Raw genomic sequence first — 24,010 nt, 5'->3', positions numbered from 1 at the left:
GACGCCTCACTCTTGACGAAACATCTGGCTCAGCCGGTAAAGTCGCGTCAGGTGTTCGACGCGATTAAGGTACAAGATGTAGACCCCATCCGGGCGGAAATCAATACGTGTTATGCCGGTGTTGAAGTGGTGATAGGCGAATTGATCGGACAGGGGAGCGCCGGATAGGACTTTGATCAGGCCATCAACAAAAGCGCCATGTGAAACCAGGAGTATGCGCTCGTCCTGTTGCGCTCGCGCCTGCAATGACGTCGCCACCCGGCGCACTCGTTCCGCGCACAGGGCCGCGTCTTCTGTCTCTCGGAACCACCAACCGTGTTCTGTAATGCCTGCCGGGAGGAGGAATGAAGGGAAGTGCGCCTGGATTTCTTGTCGGGATTTGCCGGCATACGCCCCCCCGCCATCTTCGGGACACGCGCCGCCGCGCTCGTGAATGTCGATCCACACCTCCGGCGTCAGCTTCAATAGGGGAGCCAGGATTTCCGCGGTTTGCAGAGAGCGCCACATAGGACTGCAATACAAATGGGTGATGGCAAACCCGGTTCGCCCCTCGTCAGCCAACCGCTCTCGTGGGGTGCGTTTAGCCAGATGGGGCAAGGCGTTGTCAGCCAGATATTGAGCCAGCGATTTGGCCTGTCGTGCGCCCCAGGGAGTAAGCGACGGCTCATACGTAAACGGGGCGCCAACGACGTTGTTGGTCGCCTGCGCATGGCGGACAAGATAGAGTTCCATCATCAGTCAGATTCCGGTCAGACGCCAATCACCGGAGTAGGCAACGCAACCGGCCGCGGGTCAAATAGATCGCGGCGCACCTTGCAATGCAGGCGTTCGCGCATCGTGCCCCGCCATTGATAAACGCGGTTCCCCGGCGCGGAAGCGGTATTCAGCCAGGTCATATCAACCTGGTCCTCCAGGCCAAGCGTAGCGACGCTGTTCATGTGCCACGCCTGATCGGCGTGGTAGAGCACCCACAGGATGGCGGGGACAATCTCAAACTCTTGCAGCAGTCGGACAAAAGCGTCGCTCTGCAATTCGTCGGGGTACATGTGCCAGAGTCGCCAGATGTCGGCAAACTTGGAAAGGTTTACATCTTTCCCGCGCAGGGATTGCCATCGCTGCTCTTTCCACGCCTCACGAAACAGATGCAGCGCTGTAAAGATGAACTGGTACTCAGGCAGGAAGAAAGGCATCGTCACGTCTGAGAATCCGGGAATGGGATATTCTATCGTCTGCGCCAGCGCCCGTTCGACGGGAATATCGATGTTGCTGCCGGTCCATGTCAGGCTGTTGGCAAAATCAGCCTTCACAAAGCGCACGATGGGATCGTGCGTTTGTCGTGAAAGCGTAGGAATGTGGTCTGGGTTCAATTTGTAGGTGATCATCTGGCGGCGGGGTAGCGGCTCGACGCGATCGGTGACGTAGGAGTAGAGGCCGGTCTCGTATCCCAGGCGGTCCATGATCTCCATCACCTTGCCACGATCTTTTGCCAGAATCATAATGTCTACGTCATTGAGATTGCGGCTGCCCTGACCGGCATATAAAGTGATGGAGAAGCTGATCCCCTTGGTACAGGCGAAGCGGATGTTGGCCTCCCGCAGGTTTTGGATTATTTCCACGATGGCCTGGTAAAGCAGGGTCATTTTGTGTCGATTGACGTCCAGGACTTCATAAAGATGGTACTTGACCTCCATGGGGACGGCGTCTTTATGTGTGCTTGTCGTCACGCAATAGGCCAGCAACGGCATTATGCGGTGTCGGACCGCCTGCTCAAGGACCTCTCCCCAATGAATGGCGTCGGATTGTAGGAGACCATCAAACATCTGTTGTTCTTTTTCCGTGCGCAACCCCCAACAGGCCAGTTCCAGCAAGGCCCATTCTGGCCCTAAGGTAAAATCGGGTAATGTGATTTGTGTCATTTCCGCACTTGTTCCTTCTGTTCATCTCTGTCAGTGTGCGACGCACTGGAGAAGCGTGTGATCAGCGGGTCGCGCCGCTGCCGGGTGAAACATCACCTGTTTCATACGTAATCATTATTACCATTCTCACGCGAAAGAATCTGGCAATCACGAATATCGTCGTGCTGCAACAGCCACAATATGTACCGTTCCATGCCCAGGCCAAATCCGGCAGTGCGCAGCGGGAGGATGTTTTTCATGTCGATGTACCATGCGTACGGCTCGGCATCGACTTCGTGTGTCTGGAGCGCTTGCTGTACCTGCGCCGCCGACCGGTGGCGTTCGCCCGAACCCAGGATTTCGCCGATGCCGGCAAGTAAATCAGCCGACAACGAAAGATGCGGGTTTTCCTCGTCAATCGCCTGGTAGAAGGGCACGATCTGGTGCGGGAAATGGGTCAACCAGATAAAGTCGCCGTGGCGACGGAGCAGTTCTTGTTCCCCCGCGGACGTAATCTTCATCCAATCGGCAACGACGTGTGTGACGTGGCCGGCATCTTTTTTTAGCTCCGCGATGGCGTCCTGGTAGCTGATAGTCGGAAAAGCCGCGCCGCGGGATAACGTGTTTTCGATATGCGTTGTGGAGCCAACAATGGCGGCGATCGTTTCGGCCACGTGCTCAAGCATAAATGCGTTTATGTGCCGCAGATACGCTTCGCTGAGTTTCATGACATCCGGCAAGCCTCCCACGATTTCCGCTTCGCTGTGGAAGAACTGGCACAGGTGGCGCTGGTCCATTTCTTCGCCGCGAAAGGATGGCATGATGTAATAGACGCCCTGGCAGCGGGGGTGAATGCGCAGGCTGTACTCCAGCATAAACTGCATCGAATCCGCCAGGTAGACGGGCACGCCGCCTACTTCCACCTGCACCGGGAGGGAATCGCTGCCCAGGCCCATCGGGCTGGAAATGGCATTGGTGGTGATGGGCAGCAGGGATGCCATAAACTTGCGGGATTGGAAGAAATCGACTGTAGCATAAAAGAAGGCGTCCGTTATTTCAAAGAGCGCCCGGTACCAGGGGTGAAGCAAGGCTTCTCGATATTGCGCTTTCGGGCGCGTCCAGGATTTAGGGGGGGCGATCCCGTTGGCAGAATGTGTGTGGGGGGGGTGCATACCGGCAGTCATATTTTTCCTTCGTCAATCGGTAGGTCGAACGTCTTGCTCGACGGCCCAAATGGGATGATTCAGGCCAGTGGATTTGATCACCATTCCAGGTAGGGTTCGAGAACGTCTATCGTTTGCGCTGTGGCGTCTATTCTTCCCAGGCATCCCAGGGGGATTGGGCAGATATGCGAGAAATGACCAAACTCTTCCGTCTTCAAGATAGGAAATTGGAATTCTTCTGTAATGGACAGAAAAAGGTGCGACAGGGGAGGATTCCAATCTGTGTGCGTGGAATCGACACAATCATGGAACTTACCCAGAAGCAGGCCGTTGATGCCGGCAAAAACACCCGCCTGTTTCAGGTGCGTGAGAGCGACATCCAGGTGCTGCGGCTTCTTCTGCACATCCTCCAGGATGAGAATTTTGTTGCGCCAATCTGGTTCATAGGGGGTTCCCAGCAATTTTCGCACATCGCTGAGACAACCGCCGACAAACGCCCCTTCAGCCACGCCGCCGCGCCAGGTCTCGCGATCGGCGGCGGGCTGAATACGCAGTGGTGTGCTCCCTTCCAGGAAGAGCTGCGCAAAGCTGGTTCTGTCATACTGACCAAACCAGGGCCACAACGGATCAAAAGAAGCCGCGTGAAACCCATAGAACGTGATCAGGCCGGCCCGCGTCTGAATCGCATTCAGCAATACAGTTGGGTCGCTGTACCCGGTGATGATCTTCGGATGGGCGCGGATGAGTTCGTAATCCAGCAGGGGCAGGAGTTGATTGGCATTTTCGCCCCCCATGGCCGTCATGATCATTTTCACCCGTTCGTCGCAAACAAACTGTCGCAGATCCTGCCATCGTTCGGCGGGCGTTCCGGCCATGTAATAATGCTGCCGGAACAGCGTCTGGCCGGTAACGACACCAAAACCCATCGCCCGCAGTTGTTCTATACCTCGTTCCACCCACTGCCACACCTCCGGCGTCAACGGATCGGAAGCCGTAAAAACGGCGATCATGTCGCCTGGCTGCAATCTAGGGGGACGAATCACGTCAATCATGGATCTTCTCAATCAAAGCAGAACGCGCCTGAACGCCTTTTTATTGCCAGACACCTTGCATAGATGAATGCTCAACCAGGATCAATTTACCATTTGCCGCCATCAAGCGATCATTGTGATACATCAACGCCGCCGAGCGCAGATCACGGAAGGTGCGCTCAAGCCCCAGCGCATCCCCTTTCAGGTATCCCTGGCTTAAGCCGCTCAATTCCAGCAGGCCGTCGGACACCGCAAAAGCCAACTGGGAGGAAGCTATCTTAAGATTATTCAGAGTGATATTGAAGGTGATGTCTTCGTACATCGCGGGAGGTGCGTCGTCTCGCTTCCATTGTTCCAACTGGTCTGCCAGGCGATAGATCATCGATTCCATCAGATCAAGAGAAACCCTGATAGAAGCCAGGCGGTGGATAAAGAGGTCGGATTTTAGTTTTTGCCGACCCTGGCTACTTCGGCGCAACTGCCCGACGAAACGGCGACAGGCCCCGCGGGCGGCGCCGAACCAGGCTGCCGCCCAGCCGAGGTGACCAATGGGAACCATCGTCTGCAAGGCCATCTGCCGGAAGGCGCGGCCGATGAGGCGTTCCGGGCCAATATGCACGTCAAAAGACATGGGCACGCTGGCAGTACCCCGCATCCCCATCGCCTGCCACTCCCCGGCCACACTTATCTGGCCATCCGTCCGTTTCACCAGGGCCAGACAAACGTCATTTGCCGGCATCCCCTCTCCGCGCAACATCGTGATCAGGTAAAACTCCGCCTCCGCACCATAACTTACAATAGGCGCAGCGCGGCAGAGGCGCAGACCGCCGGGTTCCTCGCGCAGCGGCGTGCGGGAAGTGAACAGATCCCCCCCCTTACCATATTCAGTGGTTACAGAGGCCACCAGGCTGCCGCGCCGGGCCACATCCGCCAGAATGCCGGCATGTTCTTCCGCGGCGTGTTCGGCCAGGGTGGCGACCTGCTGCCCGTGCATGGCCCAGATCAAAGCGGTTGACAGGCAAGATTCCCCCAGAATGGCCGCGATTTGCCAGAACGTGCGCGTGTCTCCTTCCAGGCCGCCCAGGCGTGCGGGCACAAAAAAGCCGATCAACCCGCCTTCGTGCAAGGCGGCCACGCTTTCCGTGGGAAACCGGCCGCATTCGTCCACTTCCGCGGCCCACCGGGCCAACACATTCTGGCCGATCTCCCGACTTCGTTGCAAAAGCTCCGTAGGTGGGATCATGGTTATCGTCCGAGTAGCTGATCGATAGCGTCGCCTAGCGTGAGCGCGGTGCGGAACGTTTCCCCATTTAGCATGGCATCCGGGAAGACGATATCAAACCCGTCCTCCAGGTCGAGCAGCAGGTTGATGGCGCTCAAAGAGTCCAGGCCCATGCGATTCAGTTTTTCCTCGACGGGAAAAGGTTCCGTTGCTTCTGACAATCTAAGATGACGGCGCAGAATAGGAAGAAGTCTGTCCATAGTGGTCGTCGTGACCGCGTTCTGCATCTGATTTCTCCTGCGATAAGACAGGGTGAACCGCCGTTACGATCCCACGGCGGATTCATCCATCGATATGCGCTTGTGCCGCGCTTGAATTTGATAGCTGTCCAGGACCTGGTGGCCGCGATAGACGACCTCGACCGGGGCAGGTCGGCTGAGAAAATGAACCAGGCTGGCAGTCAATCCATAGGCTCCCACATTCGGGATAGCTACCACGTCGCCGGGAGCGAGAGGGGGCGTCTTCACGTCACGAGCCAGGTAATCGAGCGGACTGCACAAGGGGCCAACAATGTCCACCGTTTTCTCTTCGGCGTCGGCGGGAGGGCGCAAGGGGATGATCTGAACCAGGTGGCGAAAAATGCGGCCCAGACCTGCCATGCCGCCGAGGCAGTTGATGCCGGCATCCAGCACCACAAACGTCCGCCCTTCTTTCCCGGCCTTCACCGCCATCACCGTGGACAGTAACGCGCCAGATGAGGCGCTCAAGTATCGTCCCGATTCAAACCACAGGGCAGCCCCAGACGTGCGCGGTCCCTGTTGACGAAACCTGAGGACGTGGTCGCGCAAAGGGGTGAGATCGACTTCCGCGCCGGTTACTGCATAGGGTGCGGGGAAGCCCCCGCCAATATCCAGAATTTGCAGCGGGAGATCCAGGCTCTGGGCCAGTGATTCCGCCGTCCGCAAGGCCATCTCCATCGCCGCGGACAGCGCGGCGACGGTGGCGATTTGCGAGCCGTAGTAGATGTGTATGCCGGCAATCCGTAACGTTGGCGGCAGCAAACGCAATCGTTCCACCACCAGATCGCCCGGCTCAAACCCGAACTGACTGGCGACGCCGGACATCGCCAGTTGCGCTTGCGGCGGCGCGGGCGGATTAACGCGCAGCAAAACACGTACAGGCCGATCGACCTCTGCGGCCAGACGATCCAGATCAGACCACGATTCACAGGAAAAGAGCGTCACATTGGCGGCCAGCGCCGCACGAATTTCGCCCGTCGTCTTCGCCGGGCCTGTGTACAGGATTTTGTCCGGCGCAAAACCCGCCGCCAGCGCCGCGTCCAGTTCACCGGACGAGGAGATTTCCGCGCCGTATCCCTGCTGATGTAGCAGACGGCCCACGGCAGGCAGCGGATTCGCTTTCAGCGAGTAAAGCAGAAAGGCATCCTCCGGCAGCGCGGCCCGCAATGCGCCGGCCCGGCAGGCGATCTCGTCCGCATCATACACGTACAGCGGGGAACCAAATTCGGCCAATAGTTTTGTGGCAAAATCGGCGTTAATCATAACAGGTTCCGCAACCCCTTTCTATCCAGTTTGCCGTTAGGCGTCTTCGGCATCCGGGGCAAAATACGCACGCTGTCGGGAACCTTATACGTCTCCAACTCCTCCTCCAGCGCCAGGAGGATGTCGCGGGCGGTGATTGCGGGGTCAGACAGCGTGACAAAGAGAACGAGTTTATCATCCGGCTCCGCCAGCGCCAGGCCCGCTTCCATCACGCCGGATACACGGCAGGCCACGGTTTCCACATCCAGGGGGTGCAGGCGATAACCTTTGTGTTTCAGTTGTTCGTCGTTGCGCCCGACAAAATACAGGTATCCTTCTTCATCCAGCCAGCAGAGATCACCCGTATACAACTCTCGCGTACCATCCGCCCGTCGGCGGAAACGGTGTTGCGTTTCCTGCTCCGCCTGCCAGTAGCCCAGGGTGACGTGCCGCCCGCGGACGACAAGTTGGCCGACGGTGCGCGGCATCACAGGCCGCTGCTGTTCGTCGATGATGGTCACTTCCGTGCCCGGCAGGGGGCGTCCGACGGAACCGGGCCGGGTGTTCAGTTCCGTCGCCGGCAGGATCGCCACGCGCTTGCATTCGGTGAGGCCATACATGGCGAAGATCTGCAATTGGGGGAACAGTCGCTGAAGTCCTTCGATAGTGGTCGCGGGCAGGTGCGCGCCGGTATTGGTCACGCTTCTGAGGCAGGGCAGGGCGCGGGGGTGACGCCGGAGGAGTTTGAGCATGCCGGCAAACAGAGACGGCACCCCCGGCAACACCGAAATGTCGTATTGTTGCAGCGTGGCGAGGAGTTCAATGCCGGCAAGCTGCGCGTCAGCCACAAAAACAGCGGCCCCCGCCAGGGCTGCCAGAAACACCTGGTACAGACCATAATCAAAAGACAGCGGCAGGAACAGGCCCACGATATCATCCGGTCGATAGGCCAGGCGTTCCTGAATAGCCTGCGCAGCAAAGCGAAAATTGTCATGGCTGATGACAACGCCCCGCGGCTGTCCGGTTGAGCCAGAGGTGAAGAGGACGCAGGCCGGGTCCAGGTCAATGCCGGGGAAATCGCGGGGGGCTGCGGCGGGGAATCGGGCCAGATCGTCAAACGGGATCGCCGTTGCCGGCCTCTGTTCGCCGACCCAGACAAGCGCGGCATGGGAGATTTCCGCCGTGAGGCTGGCCGTTGAACGGTCGAGCACCATGAGTACGGGATCGAGTTGGTTCAGAACCTGGCGTAGCCCCGCGGGTTTAACCTGGTTATTCAAAATGGTGAAGATACCACCCAGGCGGGCTACGGCAAAGGCGATCAATATCGCTTCGATACGATTCATCGTGACGATAAGGACACGATCGCCCCGGCGAACCCCGTTCTGCCGCAGCCAGTGAGCAACGCCGTTTACTTGCGTGATTGCCTCCTGATAGGTAAGGGTTTGCCGTCCATCTAGCAAGAAAGGGCGCGTTGCATAGTTGGCCGCGGCTTCGTCCAGCAACCCGGCCAGATGCCAGTCAGTCAACCTGGTTCTTGTCTGGTTTACCATACAGCATCCGTTATTTGAGGCGTCATCGTGGTGATGGATTTGCCCATCGAAAGAGAGTTAAACACATCGTGGTAGTTGAAATCGCCGCGCACAAGTCCCAGGCACATCAGTTCAATCCAGATAAAGATCATTTCCCCGGTGACCAGGCGTTTTTCCGCGTCGCTGAGCGGGAAGCGGGTGTGGGCCTGGTAGGTGTGGTAAAAGAGGCGGGCCTTTTCGCGGTCGTATCGCGTGGCGATGGGCCGACGCAAGTTAGAGGTGTTGCCGGCATAACTCACCCCATCGGAGAAAGTGAGCATCGCTTCCGCCAGGTCGCGCACGCGCGGGTGATGGTCGCAGTTGTCGAAATCGTTGACGGCGGCCACGCCGGTGGCGGAGAAAACCAGGTTCAGGGGGGAGTAGTCGCCGTGGGTGATCAGGTGGCGAATGCCGGCATCGGGCGACGCCTTATCCCCCGCCTGTTCCATGAAAGCGCGTAGCCCCATCATCGCCGGCTCCTTGTCCAGCGCCCGCGCGGAGCCGGCCAGATCGTACGCCCGTTGCCAGAAGAAGCGGGTTTCATCATAGGATGATTTGCGCGGATACGTTTCCGGGATGGCGAATTCGGCGGCGGCGTTGTGCATCCAGGCCAGGGCGGCAGCGGCCATCTCGATATCCGCATCCGCGCCGCGAAACATGCGTCCGGGCTGAAAAACGGTCAAGACATATTTACGCCCGTTTGCCGGGACAAAGAAACCGTTGTCTCTGGTTCGGATGATCCGGGGCACAAAGGGCAGGCGTTCCGCCAGGAAGTGTTGAAAGCCGGTTGCCAGGGTGATAGAGAGGGGATCGGCGCAGTAGTCTGGTTTTTCTTTCAAGAAGTAAGCGCCGTCGGTAGTATGGATGATAGCTTTGCGACTGGTAGTGGTGACCACCGCGGGATAAGAGAATCCGCGAATGGGGCCAATTTTATACTGCGCGGCAATGCGCCGCAGGAGAAGATTGTCCGTGCCGGCGCCCAGCAGCAGATCGGTGTGCGTCAGTTCCCGTCCGTAGACGTCCGTTTCCCGCCGATCCGCTTCGGGGAGGGGCGGGGCAGGCGCAGGTTCTGGGGAGGGCGGCAGACGGGGGGTGAATGCCGGCAAAATCAACGTTTCTGGTCGCCTCATAACGCCCCTCACAATCCAAAAAGGGTTCTTTCTTCCTCGTACGGACGCTTGCGATAAACGAACACGCCATAAGCCAGATACCGGTGATTCTCATTAAAGAGAACCATGATCTGTCGCCACTTCTCAAATACCGCCCGCTCCACTTCGGCGGAAAACTGCCTGCGGGCTGCCATGTACCGGCAGTACGCATCCAGCTCCGCGTCACTGACTTCGCGCATCATGCCCTCATGGATATAGAACTGCTCCAGCCCCACCGCGGCGTACAATTCAGTCCAATAGGACAAACCCCACGGTTGGATATCGGTTGACATCATGTCGTTCAATTCTTGAATCAGTCGCGCAGGCGGCAGCGTATGATAGAAGAAGTTAATATCTCCCACAAAACCCCAGTCACGACAGACCCGTTTATACTCTTGCAGAGCGGCTGTTTTTTGGGCGATGAACGCGGTTGAACCGCCACTCATCACCAGGTCAAACGAATTGTCCGCGTAGGGCATACGCATTCCATCCACCGTCTCGAACACGAGACGCTCTTGATAGAACGGGGTCTCGCGGGCGCGGAACGTGTTGGCAGTCTCGATCATCCGCGGATTGATGTCAATGCCCGTCACGTGGCAGTTTGCCAGGTGGGCCATTTCAAAAGAGCAGTAGCCGGTGTTGCAACCTACATCCAGGACCTTGCTGTCTTTCGTCACAAATGCGTTTTGCAACAAGATGCGCACAGCGTTTTTCCCGCCGGGCGGACGGTTAGTCTCCCCCAGGAAAGCCACAAAATCCACATAGCCCATGCGACGCACATCGGCGTCCGAAATCTCCGCATACCGTATCGTCATTCAATTCCTTTCCTTTCCTGGTTGTATTGCCTGGTTGTAACTGGACGGGCGCGGCATCCTTTTTCCGCGCGCCGGGCGATGAAAACGACATTCAGAACTGCGTTGCCCCTCTGGATGAGTTGCTTTTCCGGTTAGCGGACCACTTCATTTCGCACCACGTTTTTAGGGCGAAACGCCTGCACCAATTTATCAAAAATGTAACCAACCTTGTGCGTGTTGTGCGTTTGATAATTGCAGACGTAGATGTCTAGCGTCACGTAGCTTAATTCCGGCCAGGTATGGATGGCAATATGGGATTCAGCCAGGACAGAGACGCCGGTGACGCCGCCGCCACCTTCAAATTGGTAGTAGTAGCTGCCCAGTTCTTGCAGCGCCGTTTCCCGCAAGAGGTCGGAAATCAACCGCTGTAGTTCCGGCTGCCGATAGTGAGCCAACTGCTGCCGGTCGCAATCAAGCAGATTGCCCAACAAGTGAATGCCCGTTGTCGGTAAGACGTTCTGTGTCATGTCCGCAACCATTTCTCAAACAGCGTGATCAGTTGCTCCAGCACCAGGCTGTTGTGATGAATCCTCATCACCGGGTAGCTGGCGGCTATTTGCCGGCATACGTCGCCCACATCCTCCCCGTTCCGGCAATACTCATCCCAAAACGGTTGATTTTCCGAAACGGTATAAAAAGCATTGTGCTGTAAGAGAGCAGCGGCGTCTGTTTCCGTGAGCGTCGATAGCGCCAGGTTATCCGCGTTCAAATCCAACTGAATCAGGAATATGCCCCCCAGCCTCGCGCCAGCAAACAGGGGCGACGCAAAAGCGTGTCCGATTTCCGCCGGGGCAAAAACCAGCTTTTCCCCTTTATATTTGCGATTGTGATTGTGGTGGAGCAAGGTATGCATCTGGGCGTAATCGACCAGTTCAGGAAACATGGCGAGCGTTGTCCGGCGCACGCCCACCGCCAGAGGAACACCCGTCACCTCGCCGCTCACGGGGTCAACGAGTACCTGGTCATTGGTGAGGAAAGCGCAATTAAATCGATCAAGTAACGTCAGCAGCAGGGTTGTTTTGCCGGCAAACTTCTCTCCCAGAAACAAGAAAGCCCGCTCCTTGTAAATAACGCCGCTGGCGTGCAGGTGGAGCCGGCCCTGGTTTCGAGCATCCAGGGTCAGCAAATTGCGGATCACGCGCATGGGCACAAACAGAAAACGTTCCGCGTCATTTTCGGGCGCGAAGACAACTATTTCGTTGCCGCAAACGGACACAACCTGATAAAGCTTGTCATAGACGAACTGAATGAAAACGCGCATCTGGCCGCTGGCAAAGCGCAAAATCTTCACATCACCATCGACGTAAGATTGCTTCTCCATCTCTGGCGGCGGGTTATGGAAGAAATAATCAATCGCCGTCCAGATGTCCGCCGACGCCGCGGCAAAAAAGACACGCCAGGTCGGGGCCACAATCGGCACGGGCGGGACGAACAAGAAGGGGCGCAGGTAGTCCGTTATCCAATCATGGTCGCAGGCATCAGAGCTAAATGAAACAGAGAGGTTTGCCGGCATCGCCGTCACATACTGCGTACAACGCTTCGCCTCTCTGGCACGGCCAATCTCCTGGAGCAGCCTTTCTTCAAATAAAGCAACGGTGTTTTCCTGGTACATCTCTCTCAATGGGTACTCGGTATCGCCTCGTAGAGGCCCCAGTCTGCGTCGAAATTGTCAACGCGAATCATACGGCCATCAGCGTCGGCGTGGAAGACGCGGGAATGCAAGCCATCGACGAGTAACCACGTCTTGCCGTCAAAATGGGCGTCATGCAAGTAGGTTGTTTCTGTCTGGATTTTGCCGGCAACACGGGCACGGGCATAATGGCGATCCAACCGGACCAACAGAGCCTCGCCGGCGCGCGTGTCCACGACCGTAATATGCCGTTCATCAAAAACGCGCACACAATGGGGCCGCCCCAGATCTTCCAATAAGGTTGAATGTCGGCCCGTCTTTCTATCAATGCGTACCAGGTATCCTTGATGGGACAACGTGGCCAACAGGGAGCCATCCGGCAACTCTACGGCGGAGTTCACGTGCGTGGTGTGCGTTTTGGTATCATATTTGAGGCCGCGATGGTCCATCTCTTTGTCAAGCCGGCGTTCTCCACCCAGGAAATCGGTGCGGAAACCTTGTTCCGTAGCCCACCACGCCCAAAGCAGTTCACCTTCGCGCGAGATTTCCACAATTGCGTCAATACCGGTGGCCGCGACCAGCAGGCCACGATGGGAGCGTCGGAGCGAATGCAGGTAATTGCACCAGGGGCCGGATAAAACCCGGTGCATTTGGGACAAATCAAGAGAAATCACTTTGATATCCCACGGGCAGGCAACGAGCAAGCATCCCTGATCGACCAGGATCCCCTCCGGTCCCCACAACGGCAGGGATCGCTCAACTTCGCCCGTGTCATTGACCATCACCACATATCCACCAGGCGGATCCGTGGCGGATTGTGCCGTTCCCAACCATTCAACCGGCGGCGGTTCTTTGCTGTTCGCTTTTTCTCTCCAGCGGACCTTCCTGGCAACCAGGTCAGTCAGCTCTATGCTCAAATAATAGGACATAAGGAATAATAGGCTGGACTCTGGCGTTTTTGGCGTGAAGGCTTCAGCCGGTCCACATAGGGGGGGGACCCGGCTAAAGCCTGGACTCCGATCACCCTATGTGGCATTCGCCAAACTCCAGTAATAGGATGCGACGCGCCTTTCTTGCAACTTGTAGTCTGTAGTTTGCGCGAGTGTGCTACACTTCCGCGTCAGATCAACCCATGATGGCGCAGGTTTTCCCGTAACGAGGCCACGTCGCGGAATACATGACCCGCTATTCCTGTAGCCTCGGCGGCGGCGACGTGTTCCGCCTTGTCGTCCACGAAAAACGGGTCTGTTGTCGTTGCGCCCACATGGCGCAAGGCGGCCTCAAATATCTCTTTTTGTGGCTTGATGTAGCCGATATCCGAAGAGTTGATCACGTGGTCAAACAGGTCGTCAATGCCCAACCGCCGCAGGTCGTCAGACAGGCGGGAGGTGGCGTTGGAAATGAGGATGACGGAGGATTTATGCCGGCATTCCCGCACCAGCGCCGCCACTTCTTTGTTCACCTCCCCCGAAGAGGAAGACCAGAGCTGCACCGCCCGTTCGGCATCGACATCCGGGTATTCAGCCTGCAAGCGGGCCGCGATTTGTCGTCGCCACTGGGGATCGGATACCTGACCGGTAATTGCCGGCAGCAGCAAGTCACGCGAAAAGGCCGCTTTCTGAATACTGCCCGCGGGCAGCCCCACAGCCCGTTCTGCCGGCACGGCAGGGTCAACGCGCCAGGTCCGTATCACGCCATCTAGATCAATCAACAAAGCTTTGCCCATGAACCAATCCTCCGCCAACGGTTTCGCGCACCAACAAGGCCGCTGCACGTGCGCAGGACATATTCTGGCGCAGGCGATAAAAAGGGATCGTCCTTAACACACGATCCTGCAATTGCCGCCGCCGCGCGACTCCCGTGTCACGATACCACCGGTCAAGAAATTCATCGAAGTAAACGGCCTTTGATTCCACGTTGGCGGCGAGCAACGTCTGCGCCGTCGCCTCGTCCAGCAGCTCTAACACCGGTTCGTGGACTGCGTCGTCAAACTGGGGGAAAACGATCGCCGTTAATGGGGCGCCTTTGCTGATGCCGGCATCAACCGCCTGCATCAACTCCGCGGGATAAAGCCAGACGGTGCGCGGCACATTCTCGGCATGTGTCACATCCTGCGCCTCGTTGTGCGGACCGGGCCAGGAATTGGTAGGATGGGCGCCATACGGTAGCCGCCGCATCAGTTCCGGCATCCATTCTTGCAATGCCAGCAGGGTCTCTCGACGCGCGGTAATGCTCCGCGGCCAACCGTATCCAATCAACCGTCCCCCTTCTTCGCGTACGGTCAGCGCGTCATTGGCCACCAGGCGAGTGCCGGCAAACAGCAGGCCGGCGAGGATGGCGGTCGTTTTGCCGGTTCGTTTGGCCCCGGAGAAGACAACACCGCGGTCGTTGATGGCGATCATGCCGGCATGTAGAAAAAGATCGCCGGCCACATAAGCCTCCCAACGCAAAATATTTCGCACCGCCCGCAACATGTGCAGCGTTCGCCAGGGACCCGGTGGGCCAGGAACCAATATTCTCCGCCCGGCATGATCCACAAACAGGGTCCGCGCCAGCTCATGGTCAGATGCATAGACAACGCGTTCCCAATCCCCGTCAGTCGGCGCCGTGGCGACGCCGATCACGCTCGGCCACCGCGTATCTGAATGACCGGCAACCGTAGACACCGCCAGGAAATCGTGACACAAGTCGCCCAGCGTGTCCACCGTTTCCCGGTCGGATTCAATCAACACGCCGCCGCAATGCGACTGGACCAGAATCATCGCCATCTCATGAAACCTGATCAGCTTCGCAGCACTTTTCGGCCACGATCACCTGGTAACCATCATATTTCGATTTCGGTTTTCGGGACTCGAAATCTCCATAACAATGCCTGACGACAAATCCCGCCACGCGCAGCAAATGGATAAGTTCCCAGGGAAAAACGTAGCGATACGTCAACACCGTCAGATGCCGCTCTCCCAGGCGCCCCGATGGCTCGATCTTTTCATGAATCAGGTGATGATGGAGCAGTTGTCGAAACTGATCTACTTCTATGGTTCGATTACACAAGAAACGCTCACCCGTTTCCGGGATAGTAAATTCAAATTGCCGCGGCGAACGCCTGGACCTGGCCCCGGCGATAAGCATCAGATCGGGTGTAAAAGCCTCAATAATGAGCGTGCCATTTTCCACCAGATGATGGTTCACGCCGCGCAGCGTCTTCAACTGATCCTCAACTGTCAGGTTGAGCAAGAAGATGTTGCCAGGCATAATGACCGTCTGGCAACGCGCATCCAGTTGCATGGCCCGCATATCCTGCTCATGGAGCCGCACCCGCTGCCGCACGACTTCCTCCTCATGCGCCAGCTTACCGCGCACGACATCCAGCATATCGGCGGAAATGTCAATCCCAATCACATCGAGGCCGGCCCGCGCCAGCGGCAGCGTATATTTGCCGCTGGCGACGCCAACGTGCAACACAGGGCCGCCGGCGCGCAAACTCTCCTCAACATAGAAATCGACCGCCGGGTGGTTGAGCCGTCTCGACAAGGCAGGCGAATAATCATAAAGCTGCCCCAGCCGCCGGTCGTACACGTTTGTCTCGCTTGTATTGTCCATTTGCTCGCTATCCCTCATTCCTTTACCAGCCACTGAAAACCTGCTCCACGGAAGTAAGCTGCCGGTTCGCCGCCCTGACAGGCTCGATGCCATAACGGCGCAGAACCTGTTCCAGGGTATCTTCAATCACGCCCAGGTTGAGCACGCCCTCCTGCGTCAACTCAATATCCCCGCCCACGCGCTGGATCATTCCTGTTCGCTCCAGGCCGATCACCTCCTCATCAAACAGCTCCTCCATCTCGTGCCCATATTTTTGGGCGAACTCGGCGACCGGCATCGGCAGCAGGCGCAGCCCATATATCATCGCCCGCACCATTCGTTCACCCAACGAAAGCCGGCTTTCCTCAACCGAACACTCTTCTCCGTTCATCGCCTTGCGGATATAACTGCCAATATTCTTGTCATTCTGGTACAAGATACCATTGAGGTAACTTACAGCCCCCTGCCCCGCCCCTAGCCAGTCACGATCACGCATCTGCCATGTTCCATAGTTATGCGGGGTCTGGTTGTGGAGGCTGTAATGAAACGCCGTATACCGGTGAAATCCATGCGCTGCCAGAGAGTCCGCCCCGGCGTAAAGCTGGGCGCGCCTGCTTTCCAACGTCGGTACGGAGATCTTCTCTGACCGGCACAGATTAAAGAGGGTCGTTTTGGGGTAAATCCACAACGGGTACAGGGCGACGTGGTCCACGCCCAGCGTCACGGCCTGGCGAACATCCCGCACGACAGCTTCAGGCGTGCTGAATGGTAAGCCATATATCAGATCAATACCCACCGACGCCAGGCCGGCGTTCACCGCCTGCGCGATGGCCTCCATCGCCTGTTCCTTTTCGTGCCGGCGACCAATGGAATCAAGCACAATATCGTCGAACGTTTGCACACCGATGTTGAATTTAACGCACCGGTAGGCGGCAATTGCTTCCAGTTTGCTTTGGGTAACAGAGGAAGGGAACCCTTCGACAATGATTTCTTCCAGTTCCGCGCAGTTAAAAAGAGCCAGAATGCGGTCAAGCAACCATTGTAACTGTTCTTCCGTAAGCATTGAGGGGGTACCGCCGCCCAACTGGATAGTCTTAATGGGCGGCGCGAAGGGGGCCAGCATGTCTGAATAATGGATCAATTCTTGTTCCAGCGCCTGCAGATAACCCTGAATCAGATCATCATTGACCCGTTTTCCGACCACCACGGTAAAGGTACAAAAATAGCAGCGGGTCAGACAAAAGGGGATATGAACGTACAGGGCCAATGGCGCGTTAGATTGGTGATTTTTACGGTGTGTGGCAGTTTCGAAGTTCACTTCCGGGTGAAAACGGACGGGTGCGCCGCCATTCCACCAATCTTCCCCATCGTTCGCCTGCCAGAAATCATCCAGCCTGTCACCAGATCTGCTGCCTTGTTTGGTGGACACAAACTCCTCCTTCGATAACAGTACCAGCTAGAAACCCAGTTTTGACTCTACTGAAAAAAAAGGTCCAAAACCGGGTTTTTACACATGAACCGCTCTGGTAATTTCAGCCGAACAATCGAAAAACCCGGTTTTTTCAGTAACAGGGTATTCGCCTGTCGGTGAGCGGGTGAACTAACAGCTTGCGCTACGGCAACGAAACAGAGACCTGTTCCAGATGCCAATCTAACAAGTTGAGGAGTGGCCGTTTCCGGCCCCACGGCGTCGCCAGGTGCACCGGTTGGCCGCCAAACCGTTCCACGTAAGCAAGAATCACGTAGGCATTCAAAGCGGCGTAAAGGTGCAACCGCCATGCGGGATAGGCAGCCAATGAAAGCAGGGTTTCCAACAACGGCGTCTGGTCAAGGTGAACCAGGGATTCGCCATAAGGGTGGGCAGCGTCGCCATGCCAAACCAGGGGGACATTCACGAATACCAGGTTTCGCCGCGGGTCAGTCACCAGGAAGTTTCGACTGTTGACGTCAGCCGGAATAAGGCGCGGCTGCGCAATCTCGTGGTCCAGGCGTCTCTGGATGCGTTTGAATGCATTATAGAGAGCATCAAAGCGCAGAGCGGCTAACTGAGGCGCTTTTTGTCGCTGTCGCATCAAGTAGCTGTCCCAAAACGCCCCCCAGGAAGCGGCTTCTCCTGTTCCATTGATATCGGGTTGGCCGAAGGATTGTGCCGGCAATTCGCCCAGCCGCACAAACATCTCATGCATCTGGCCACCCCATCGGATCGCTTCCGCCGGCGTGTACGCATTCGTTTCCAACACCTGGTCTAACGAGACGCCGGGTATAAAATCCGAAATCACAACGAAGGTCCCATCAGCGCAGGATTCGACCCATCTGATCGGTCGAAAAAGGGGATCCGGCGTCAACCATTCGCCTATACGCTGCTCCATCAACGGATCAGAGCTACGATCCGCCAGATGCTTGATAACAAAACGACCGGACTCTGTTTCCACCTGCCATAACAGGCTGTTAGAACGGCTGAGCAACCACCAATCTTTGATAGCGCCTACCCGTTTCCGCGCCAATGCCACCGGCAATGGCAGTTGATTTTCTGTCATGGAGCGCGTTACGGAACGATACATTTAGGGGATTTCAGGCGCGACGTACCGGGAGCCTATCCGGCGGCAAAACCTTTGTCAATCAACAATGCCGCCAGTTCCTGGCAATCTCCTTGCAGATATGTTTCCCGAAAAGAAGCCAGCAACGTCGCAAACGAGGCGGTAGCCTCCTGACGCCGCGCCTCATCGCCACAAACGCCATAAGCAAAATCACGCCAGGCGGCGTCATTGATCAACTCATTCTCCAGGGCACGACAAAGGACGGATATCCAATGCGGACCCTTGACCACAAAATTGAGGCTCAAGCAGTCGCCAATCGCCTCCGTCTGGTGCCAGAACCCACGCGGCAGAAAGACCGCTCCTCCAGCCTCCAGGTCAATTGTGATAGCATCATCTGGCATTTCTTCCGGGAAGGGCAACGTGTGGGCCAGTTTGCGCTGCAAGGAATCGGGTGGCATGAGCCTGTCAGGAAGACAAATGCTCGTCTGGTTGACGATATTTTCGTTTGCGGCGACCATCCAACGTTTATGCCCGCGCAAAATCAACTGGAAGTTGATATCATAATCGCTGTGCATACTGGCCCCGGACACGCCGGTGGAGCAGAAAAGTTCACACTTTATTTCGCTGCCAGGCAAACCAATTTCCCGACCCAACCCGGCTACGATTGGCTGCAATTCTGGCACATATTTGGCAACATCACGCAAATAGCAGGTAAAGCCTTGCCGGTAGAAAGGGAGAGCGGTGCGCCCATCGGCTACCCGCGTATGAAAGCCATCATGACGCAACAGCGTCACCGGAGAGGCGTATTTGTCCAGAAGCAAGGGGGTAGAATTGAGGGCGGGTATCTCGTATAAAGGGTGATACCGGTCACTGGAGGCCGTGGTGGCGTAGAACTTACGGGGCCAATAATCGCGCATGAACACATCGGCCGTCAGCGGAGCAACGATAGACGCAAGTGTAAGACCCATTACCTTACCCTCGATACAGGTGCATTGCCGCTTTCACGGAGCGCACTCAGTAAGCTTATAGATGCCGGGCGTGCGGGGCATTCCCCTGCGGTGAAGTTATATACGGACAACCGGTCCGCATAACAACTCGCCGCACCCGGTATTATTTACCAATTAGTACCAAAATAGTGGATTACAGACACGTAATGACAATAATAAGAGATATTTGCCGATTGTCAATAGAAGGGACTTCTTGAACCAGGGTCCTTTAGCCGGATTCTCGCTTCTTTTTTGATGGGCAAACGCGGGTGACGGAGGATCTGCTGGCACGGCTCCCGGCGTATGCAACAAGCGTGCGGGAAGGGAGGCGACAACCATCGCCGCCGGTGGGATTTTGACGATATGGTGGGGGGAGAAAATGCCGGCATCTATTCAGCCTCCAGGGTATATGGTCCCAGAGATCTTCCCGGAAGCTCGGTTTCAAGCGCAACACGCCGCATGATTCAGCTCATTTGGCATCAAAACGGCTTCCGGGAAGGTGGTCGTGAATCGTTACCCAGGAAGTTCGTAATTCCATGACCCCTCCCCCTTTCTCCGCCCACGCCGCTCACGTCCACGCCCTGGTGAACGAAGCCATCGCCGCCGCCCAACCCGCGCGGGTGATGGCCGCCCACCTGCGCCGCGAAGGGCAGATGGTGCTGCTGCCCGATTACGCCTTTGACCTGGCGCGCGGGCGGCTGTTCCTGGTCAGCGTGGGCAAAGCGGGCGTGGCCCTGGCACGGGCGGCGGCGGCGGCATTGGGTGAGGGGGGGATCGCTGCCGGCATTGTCATCGCCAAACAGCCCACCGCCAACCTGCCCGCCCCCCTACGCTACTACCAGGGCAGCCACCCCGTGCCCGACGAAAAGAGCGTGGCCGCCGCCACGGCCCTGGCCGACCTGCTGCGCCACACCCGCCCGCAAGACCTCGTGCTGTGCCTCGTCTCCGGCGGCACATCGTCACTTCTCAGCCGCCCCCGCCTACCACTGGCGCCGTGGCAGGCGCTCAACCAGGCGCTGCTGCACAGCGGCTGTCCCATCAACGAGTTGAACCACGTGCGCCAGCAATTCGACGCCATCAAAGGGGGCGGATTGGCGCGGTTGGCGGCTCCGGCCAGCGTTGTCACCCTCATCCTCAGTGATGTGGTCGGCAACCATCTCGCGCACATTGGCAGCGGACCGACTGTGATCACGCCGTTGGATGCCGGCAAAGCCCAGGACATCCTAAACGCCTACAATGTCTGGTCGCGGTTGGACGCGGCGACACGGCGGCAGGTGCGGGACTTGTTGGCGCGGCCCGCTGTGGCAGAAGAGGCCGCGGCCTCTTCTGCCGCCATCACCCGCAACGACCATCACATCATCGGCGATGTGGGGCTGGCGGCGCGCGCGGCGGCAGCCGCGGCCACCGCGCGCGGCTTCACCACGCGGCTGCTCACCACCACGCTCACCGGAGAAGCGCGGCAAGTGGGGCGGCAAATCGCGGCCACGGCCCGCGCCCTGCCGCCCGATCAATGCCACCTCTACGGCGGTGAAACCACCGTCACCGTACAAGGCGATGGCTACGGCGGGCGCAACCAGGAGATGGCCCTGGCGGCGGCCATCTCCCTGGCGCATCACCCCAACTGCGTGATCGCCGCTTTTTCCACCGACGCCGACGACGGCCTTCATCCGGCGGACGCGCCCGCCGTGGCCGGCGCTTACGTCACCGGCGAGACCGTGCCCCAGGGGATGGCTCGTGGCCTGGACGCCGCCCGCTATCTGGCGAACAGCAACAGCTATGCCTTTTTCCAGGCGTTGGGAGAAGGGCACATCACAGCGGCAACGGGCACGAATGTGAACGACCTGACACTGGTTTTGACCTACTAATCCGTAGTCCGATTTTCCAAATCGGACAACTTTCGCAGGGCACATAATGCCGGCAACGGGCACGAATGTGAACAACCTGACGCCGGTTTGTGTGCGTAGTCCGATTTTCCAAATCGGACACCATCACCCACAGCCCGATTTAGAAAATCGGACAACCTGCCCCAACCCCACGCGGCAACTACTTTGACGCGCAAGACGTTTTTCTCATCACCTACGGCGACATGATCCAGGCCGAAGGGCGGACGCCACCGCAAACCCCGCGCCGGTTTTTGCGGGATCGGGTGCGCGGCCTGATTACGGGCGTCCCAATTCTCCCCCTTTTACCTTACTCCTCCGACGACGGCTTCTCCGTCATTGACCACCTGGCCGTCAATCCCGACCTGGGCCGCTGGGACGACGTGACCCCCTTCGCGCCCGACTTCCGACTCATGTTTGATGCCGTCATCAACCACATTTCGGCGCACAGCGACTGGTTTCAAGCCTTCCGGCGCGGCGAGGAGCCATATACGCGCTATTTCAAGGCTGTTGCGCCGGAGACCGACCTGTCAGCCGTCTTTCGCCCCCGCGCCCTGCCACTGCTGACGCTGGCATTGCTTTATGCCGGCATCAATCTTTGCGCACAGGCGACCGTCACCCATCGCCACCTGCAACTGCCAGGATATGGCGTCGCCTGGATCAAACGTCATCAGTAAACGACGCAACCTATGGGTAAACCTTCCCGGAAGCTCTATGTCAAGCCAAACCTGGCCCGCTACCTGACCCTGCGGTTGCCACCTTCGAATAGATACCCGCCACCTTCATCCATCATCTGATTCTTGAAGGTGCATGGCACTTATGGGATACTTGCGCCGGAGGTTGTTCCATGCGAAAAAAACTACTTATTGTTCTGGGTATACTCGTCGTTCTGCTCGTTGTCGCCTATCTGGGCGTCAGCTACGTCCTCTATCAACAGCTCTCCAATGTCGCTAATAGCTGCGACATCCACGCCGCCAACCGGCCCGACGATTTCCGCGATCTCGCCGGCTGGTGGGGAGATGATTTCGACTACGCCAGCTACGCTTTTCCCCCTTCCTATGAGACGGTACGCTTCCCCAGCCGTCAGGAGGGGCTGAACATTGCCGGCTGGTATATGGAGGCCGCCGCGGACGCGCCCGCCGTGATTCTGGTGCATGGGTTGGGGTCTTGTAAACATGCGCCGCAGATTTTAGTGCCGGCATTCATGCTCTGGCGCAACGGGTTCAACGTCCTCATGATCGACGTGCGCGACGTAGGCGACTCCGACATCGAAGACGGGCGCTCCGCCATCGGCAACGAAGAGTACCAGGACGCCCTCGGCGCCTGGGACTGGCTGCAAACGGCTAAAGGCATCCCCCCCGAACGCATCGGCATCCTTGGCAACTCCCTCGGCGCGGCCACCGCCCTCATCGCCTTCGACCAGGAACCCCGGTTGGCCGCCATCTTCGTGGACTCCCCCTTCGAGAACCTGCCACAAATCATCCGCGAAGAACTCACCCGCAACCACGTCCCCACCTTCATGTACACCGGGGCCATCGTCATTGCCCGCCTCGCCGCCGGCGACAACATCGTCGCCCACAACCCATCCGACGCCGTGCGCGACGACAATGGCCGCCCCATGTTCATTGTCCACGGCACGGGCGACACACGCGTGCTCGTCAGTCATACGGAGCGGTTGGCGGCGCTGGCGCAAGAAACAGGCGCCAACGTCACCGTCTGGATCGTCCCCGGCGTGGAACACGTCCAAACCGCCCGCGACATGCCGGCGGAATACGAACAACGCCTCGTCGCCTTCTTCCGCGACGCCCTCGGCGGCGGCGGGCGATAACCAGAGGTTTTGACCATGTCTGAATACCAATACTACGAATTTCGCGCCCTGGATCGCCCACTGACACCGGCGGAACAGACCGCCGTGGCGCGTCTTTCCAGCCGTGTTGATCCCCACCCCACACGCGCTGTCTTCACCTACAGCTACAGCGATTTTCGTGGCGCCCCCCTGGACATCCTCGCCCGCTACTACGATGCGATGTTCTACATTGCCAACTGGGGAACCATAACACTGGCTTTTCGTTTCCCCAAAAGCTTAATCCCCCTCTCCGAGGTTGCGCCTTATGCGATTGAAGATAGCATCACCATCACGGAGGGCGAGGAGTACACGATCCTCGAACTCACCTATAACCAGGATGGTGGATTTGACTATTGGATAGAGGGGGAAGGGAGCCTGGATGCGCTGCTGCCGCTACGCGGCGATCTCATGCGGCAGGATTATCGCCTTCTTTATCTGGCGTGGCTGCGTGTCGCCGTAGCCAATGAGTGGGAATTCGAAGGTGAGGAGATGGAACCGCCGCCGCCGCCGGGTCTTGACAACCTGACGCCGCCGTTGCGCGCGTTTTGCGACCTTTTTCAGTTGGATAAGACATTATTGCAGGTGGCAAATGCCGGCAGCGCCCCGGCCACGGATCAGAAAAAGCAGAATTGGGAGACGGCCATTGCCAGAATGTCACCTGCCGATCAGCAAGCATGGCTGCAGCGGTTGGTCGCGGGTGAACCCAACCTGGACATTCTCTTGCGCCGCCACTTACAAGACAGCCACCCCACCGCCTCCCGCAGACCCAAACAGGGGCAGCGCACCGTGCAACAACTCCGCGAACAGATCGAATCCATCAAACAGCGCCAACGCCAGAAAGCGCGCGCGGCGGCGGAAGCGCGCCGCCTGCAAGAGTTGGAATCGCTGGCCGCCAGAGAAGAGTCCACCTGGAGTTTGGTCACGATGTCTATTGAACAGGGGAATGGCCCTGCTTACGATGAGGCAGTCGGATTGCTCGTCAAGTTGCATGATCTGGCGCGACACCAGGGGACCGAAGCCGATTACCGGCGGCGCGTGCAAAACCTGCGCGCAAAACACAGCAGGCGCTACGCGCTGATGCGCCGCATGGACGCTCACCCCTTTCTCCAGGCCGCGCTGTAGCTTTCGTT

At 57.9% G+C, this 24,010-nt stretch carries 23 protein-coding genes; 4 read left to right on the top strand and 19 right to left on the bottom strand.

Going from position 1 to position 24,010, the window contains the following annotated elements; all coding sequences use genetic code 11:
• Positions 1–6: 6 nt before the first annotated feature.
• The 19 genes from H6650_21975 to H6650_21885 form a co-directional block, all read right to left on the bottom strand.
• Positions 7–735 carry a histidine phosphatase family protein gene (locus H6650_21975; GenBank protein MCB8954682.1) on the bottom strand — a complete coding sequence of 243 codons (729 nt, stop codon included), beginning with the start codon at positions 733–735 and terminating at the stop codon, positions 7–9.
• 14 nt (positions 736–749) lie between these two features.
• Positions 750–1,916, bottom strand: coding sequence for a nucleotidyltransferase family protein (locus H6650_21970; GenBank protein MCB8954681.1), 1,167 nt, complete (start codon positions 1,914–1,916; stop codon positions 750–752).
• 101 nt (positions 1,917–2,017) lie between these two features.
• Complete coding sequence (locus tag H6650_21965) at positions 2,018–3,067, bottom strand: asparaginase (GenBank protein MCB8954680.1); 1,050 nt, start codon at positions 3,065–3,067, stop codon at positions 2,018–2,020.
• A gap of 89 nt (positions 3,068–3,156) precedes the next feature.
• Positions 3,157–4,110 (bottom strand): LD-carboxypeptidase, encoded by a 954-nt coding sequence (locus H6650_21960; GenBank protein ID MCB8954679.1) that lies wholly within the window; start codon positions 4,108–4,110, stop codon positions 3,157–3,159.
• A 40-nt stretch (positions 4,111–4,150) separates the two neighbouring features.
• Complete coding sequence (locus H6650_21955; protein ID MCB8954678.1) at positions 4,151–5,332, bottom strand: acyl-CoA/acyl-ACP dehydrogenase; 1,182 nt, start codon at positions 5,330–5,332, stop codon at positions 4,151–4,153.
• A 2-nt stretch (positions 5,333–5,334) separates the two neighbouring features.
• Positions 5,335–5,598 (bottom strand): acyl carrier protein, encoded by a 264-nt coding sequence (locus H6650_21950; GenBank protein ID MCB8954677.1) that lies wholly within the window; start codon positions 5,596–5,598, stop codon positions 5,335–5,337.
• Between the two features lie 36 nt (positions 5,599–5,634).
• A complete protein-coding gene (locus tag H6650_21945) occupies positions 5,635–6,873 on the bottom strand; it encodes a type III PLP-dependent enzyme (GenBank protein MCB8954676.1) in 1,239 nt (412 codons plus the stop codon).
• Positions 6,870–8,378 (bottom strand): acyl--CoA ligase, encoded by a 1,509-nt coding sequence (locus tag H6650_21940; protein MCB8954675.1) that lies wholly within the window; start codon positions 8,376–8,378, stop codon positions 6,870–6,872. Before H6650_21940 ends, H6650_21945 begins: the two co-directional genes overlap by 4 nt.
• 17 nt (positions 8,379–8,395) lie before the next feature.
• A complete protein-coding gene (locus H6650_21935; GenBank protein MCB8954674.1) occupies positions 8,396–9,550 on the bottom strand; it encodes a phosphotransferase in 1,155 nt (384 codons plus the stop codon).
• Between the two features lie 8 nt (positions 9,551–9,558).
• Positions 9,559–10,383 (bottom strand): methyltransferase domain-containing protein, encoded by an 825-nt coding sequence (locus H6650_21930; GenBank protein ID MCB8954673.1) that lies wholly within the window; start codon positions 10,381–10,383, stop codon positions 9,559–9,561.
• Positions 10,384–10,514: 131 nt separating this feature from the next.
• Positions 10,515–10,901: an adenosylmethionine decarboxylase gene (gene speD, locus H6650_21925; GenBank protein MCB8954672.1), complete on the bottom strand. Its 387-nt coding sequence runs from the start codon at positions 10,899–10,901 to the stop codon at positions 10,515–10,517.
• Positions 10,886–12,034 carry a hypothetical protein gene (locus H6650_21920; protein MCB8954671.1) on the bottom strand — a complete coding sequence of 383 codons (1,149 nt, stop codon included), beginning with the start codon at positions 12,032–12,034 and terminating at the stop codon, positions 10,886–10,888. Before H6650_21920 ends, speD begins: the two co-directional genes overlap by 16 nt.
• A 5-nt stretch (positions 12,035–12,039) precedes the next feature.
• Complete coding sequence (locus H6650_21915) at positions 12,040–12,834, bottom strand: hypothetical protein (GenBank protein ID MCB8954670.1); 795 nt, start codon at positions 12,832–12,834, stop codon at positions 12,040–12,042.
• A gap of 338 nt (positions 12,835–13,172) precedes the next feature.
• Positions 13,173–13,778, bottom strand: a complete 606-nt coding sequence (locus H6650_21910; GenBank protein ID MCB8954669.1) for an HAD-IA family hydrolase — start codon at positions 13,776–13,778, stop codon at positions 13,173–13,175.
• The gene (locus tag H6650_21905; protein MCB8954668.1) at positions 13,756–14,814 is read right to left on the bottom strand and encodes a hypothetical protein; all 1,059 of its coding nucleotides are present in this window, start codon (positions 14,812–14,814) and stop codon (positions 13,756–13,758) included. Before H6650_21905 ends, H6650_21910 begins: the two co-directional genes overlap by 23 nt.
• Before the next feature lie 7 nt (positions 14,815–14,821).
• Positions 14,822–15,652 carry a class I SAM-dependent methyltransferase gene (locus tag H6650_21900; protein ID MCB8954667.1) on the bottom strand — a complete coding sequence of 277 codons (831 nt, stop codon included), beginning with the start codon at positions 15,650–15,652 and terminating at the stop codon, positions 14,822–14,824.
• A gap of 22 nt (positions 15,653–15,674) precedes the next feature.
• Positions 15,675–17,060: a radical SAM family heme chaperone HemW gene (gene hemW / locus H6650_21895; protein ID MCB8954666.1), complete on the bottom strand. Its 1,386-nt coding sequence runs from the start codon at positions 17,058–17,060 to the stop codon at positions 15,675–15,677.
• Between the two features lie 184 nt (positions 17,061–17,244).
• Positions 17,245–18,168 carry a phosphotransferase gene (locus H6650_21890; GenBank protein MCB8954665.1) on the bottom strand — a complete coding sequence of 308 codons (924 nt, stop codon included), beginning with the start codon at positions 18,166–18,168 and terminating at the stop codon, positions 17,245–17,247.
• 56 nt (positions 18,169–18,224) lie between these two features.
• A complete protein-coding gene (locus tag H6650_21885) occupies positions 18,225–19,085 on the bottom strand; it encodes a cupin-like domain-containing protein (protein MCB8954664.1) in 861 nt (286 codons plus the stop codon).
• Positions 19,086–19,690: 605 nt separating this feature from the next.
• Here H6650_21885 and H6650_21880 point away from each other — a divergent pair.
• From H6650_21880 to H6650_21865, 4 genes are all read left to right on the top strand, one after another.
• Positions 19,691–21,019, top strand: coding sequence for a DUF4147 domain-containing protein (locus tag H6650_21880; protein ID MCB8954663.1), 1,329 nt, complete (start codon positions 19,691–19,693; stop codon positions 21,017–21,019).
• A 221-nt stretch (positions 21,020–21,240) separates the two neighbouring features.
• Positions 21,241–21,711, top strand: a complete 471-nt coding sequence (locus H6650_21875) for a hypothetical protein (GenBank protein ID MCB8954662.1) — start codon at positions 21,241–21,243, stop codon at positions 21,709–21,711.
• Between the two features lie 170 nt (positions 21,712–21,881).
• Positions 21,882–22,862, top strand: a complete 981-nt coding sequence (locus tag H6650_21870) for a prolyl oligopeptidase family serine peptidase (GenBank protein MCB8954661.1) — start codon at positions 21,882–21,884, stop codon at positions 22,860–22,862.
• Positions 22,863–22,877: 15 nt separating this feature from the next.
• A complete protein-coding gene (locus H6650_21865) occupies positions 22,878–24,002 on the top strand; it encodes a hypothetical protein (protein MCB8954660.1) in 1,125 nt (374 codons plus the stop codon).
• Positions 24,003–24,010: the final 8 nt, after the last annotated feature.

This window comes from Ardenticatenales bacterium (assembly GCA_020634515.1).
Lineage (GTDB): Bacteria > Chloroflexota > Anaerolineae > Promineifilales > Promineifilaceae > JAGVTM01.
Note: the sequence above shows the minus strand (reverse complement) of the source record. Positions and strands in the feature narration are given on the sequence as shown.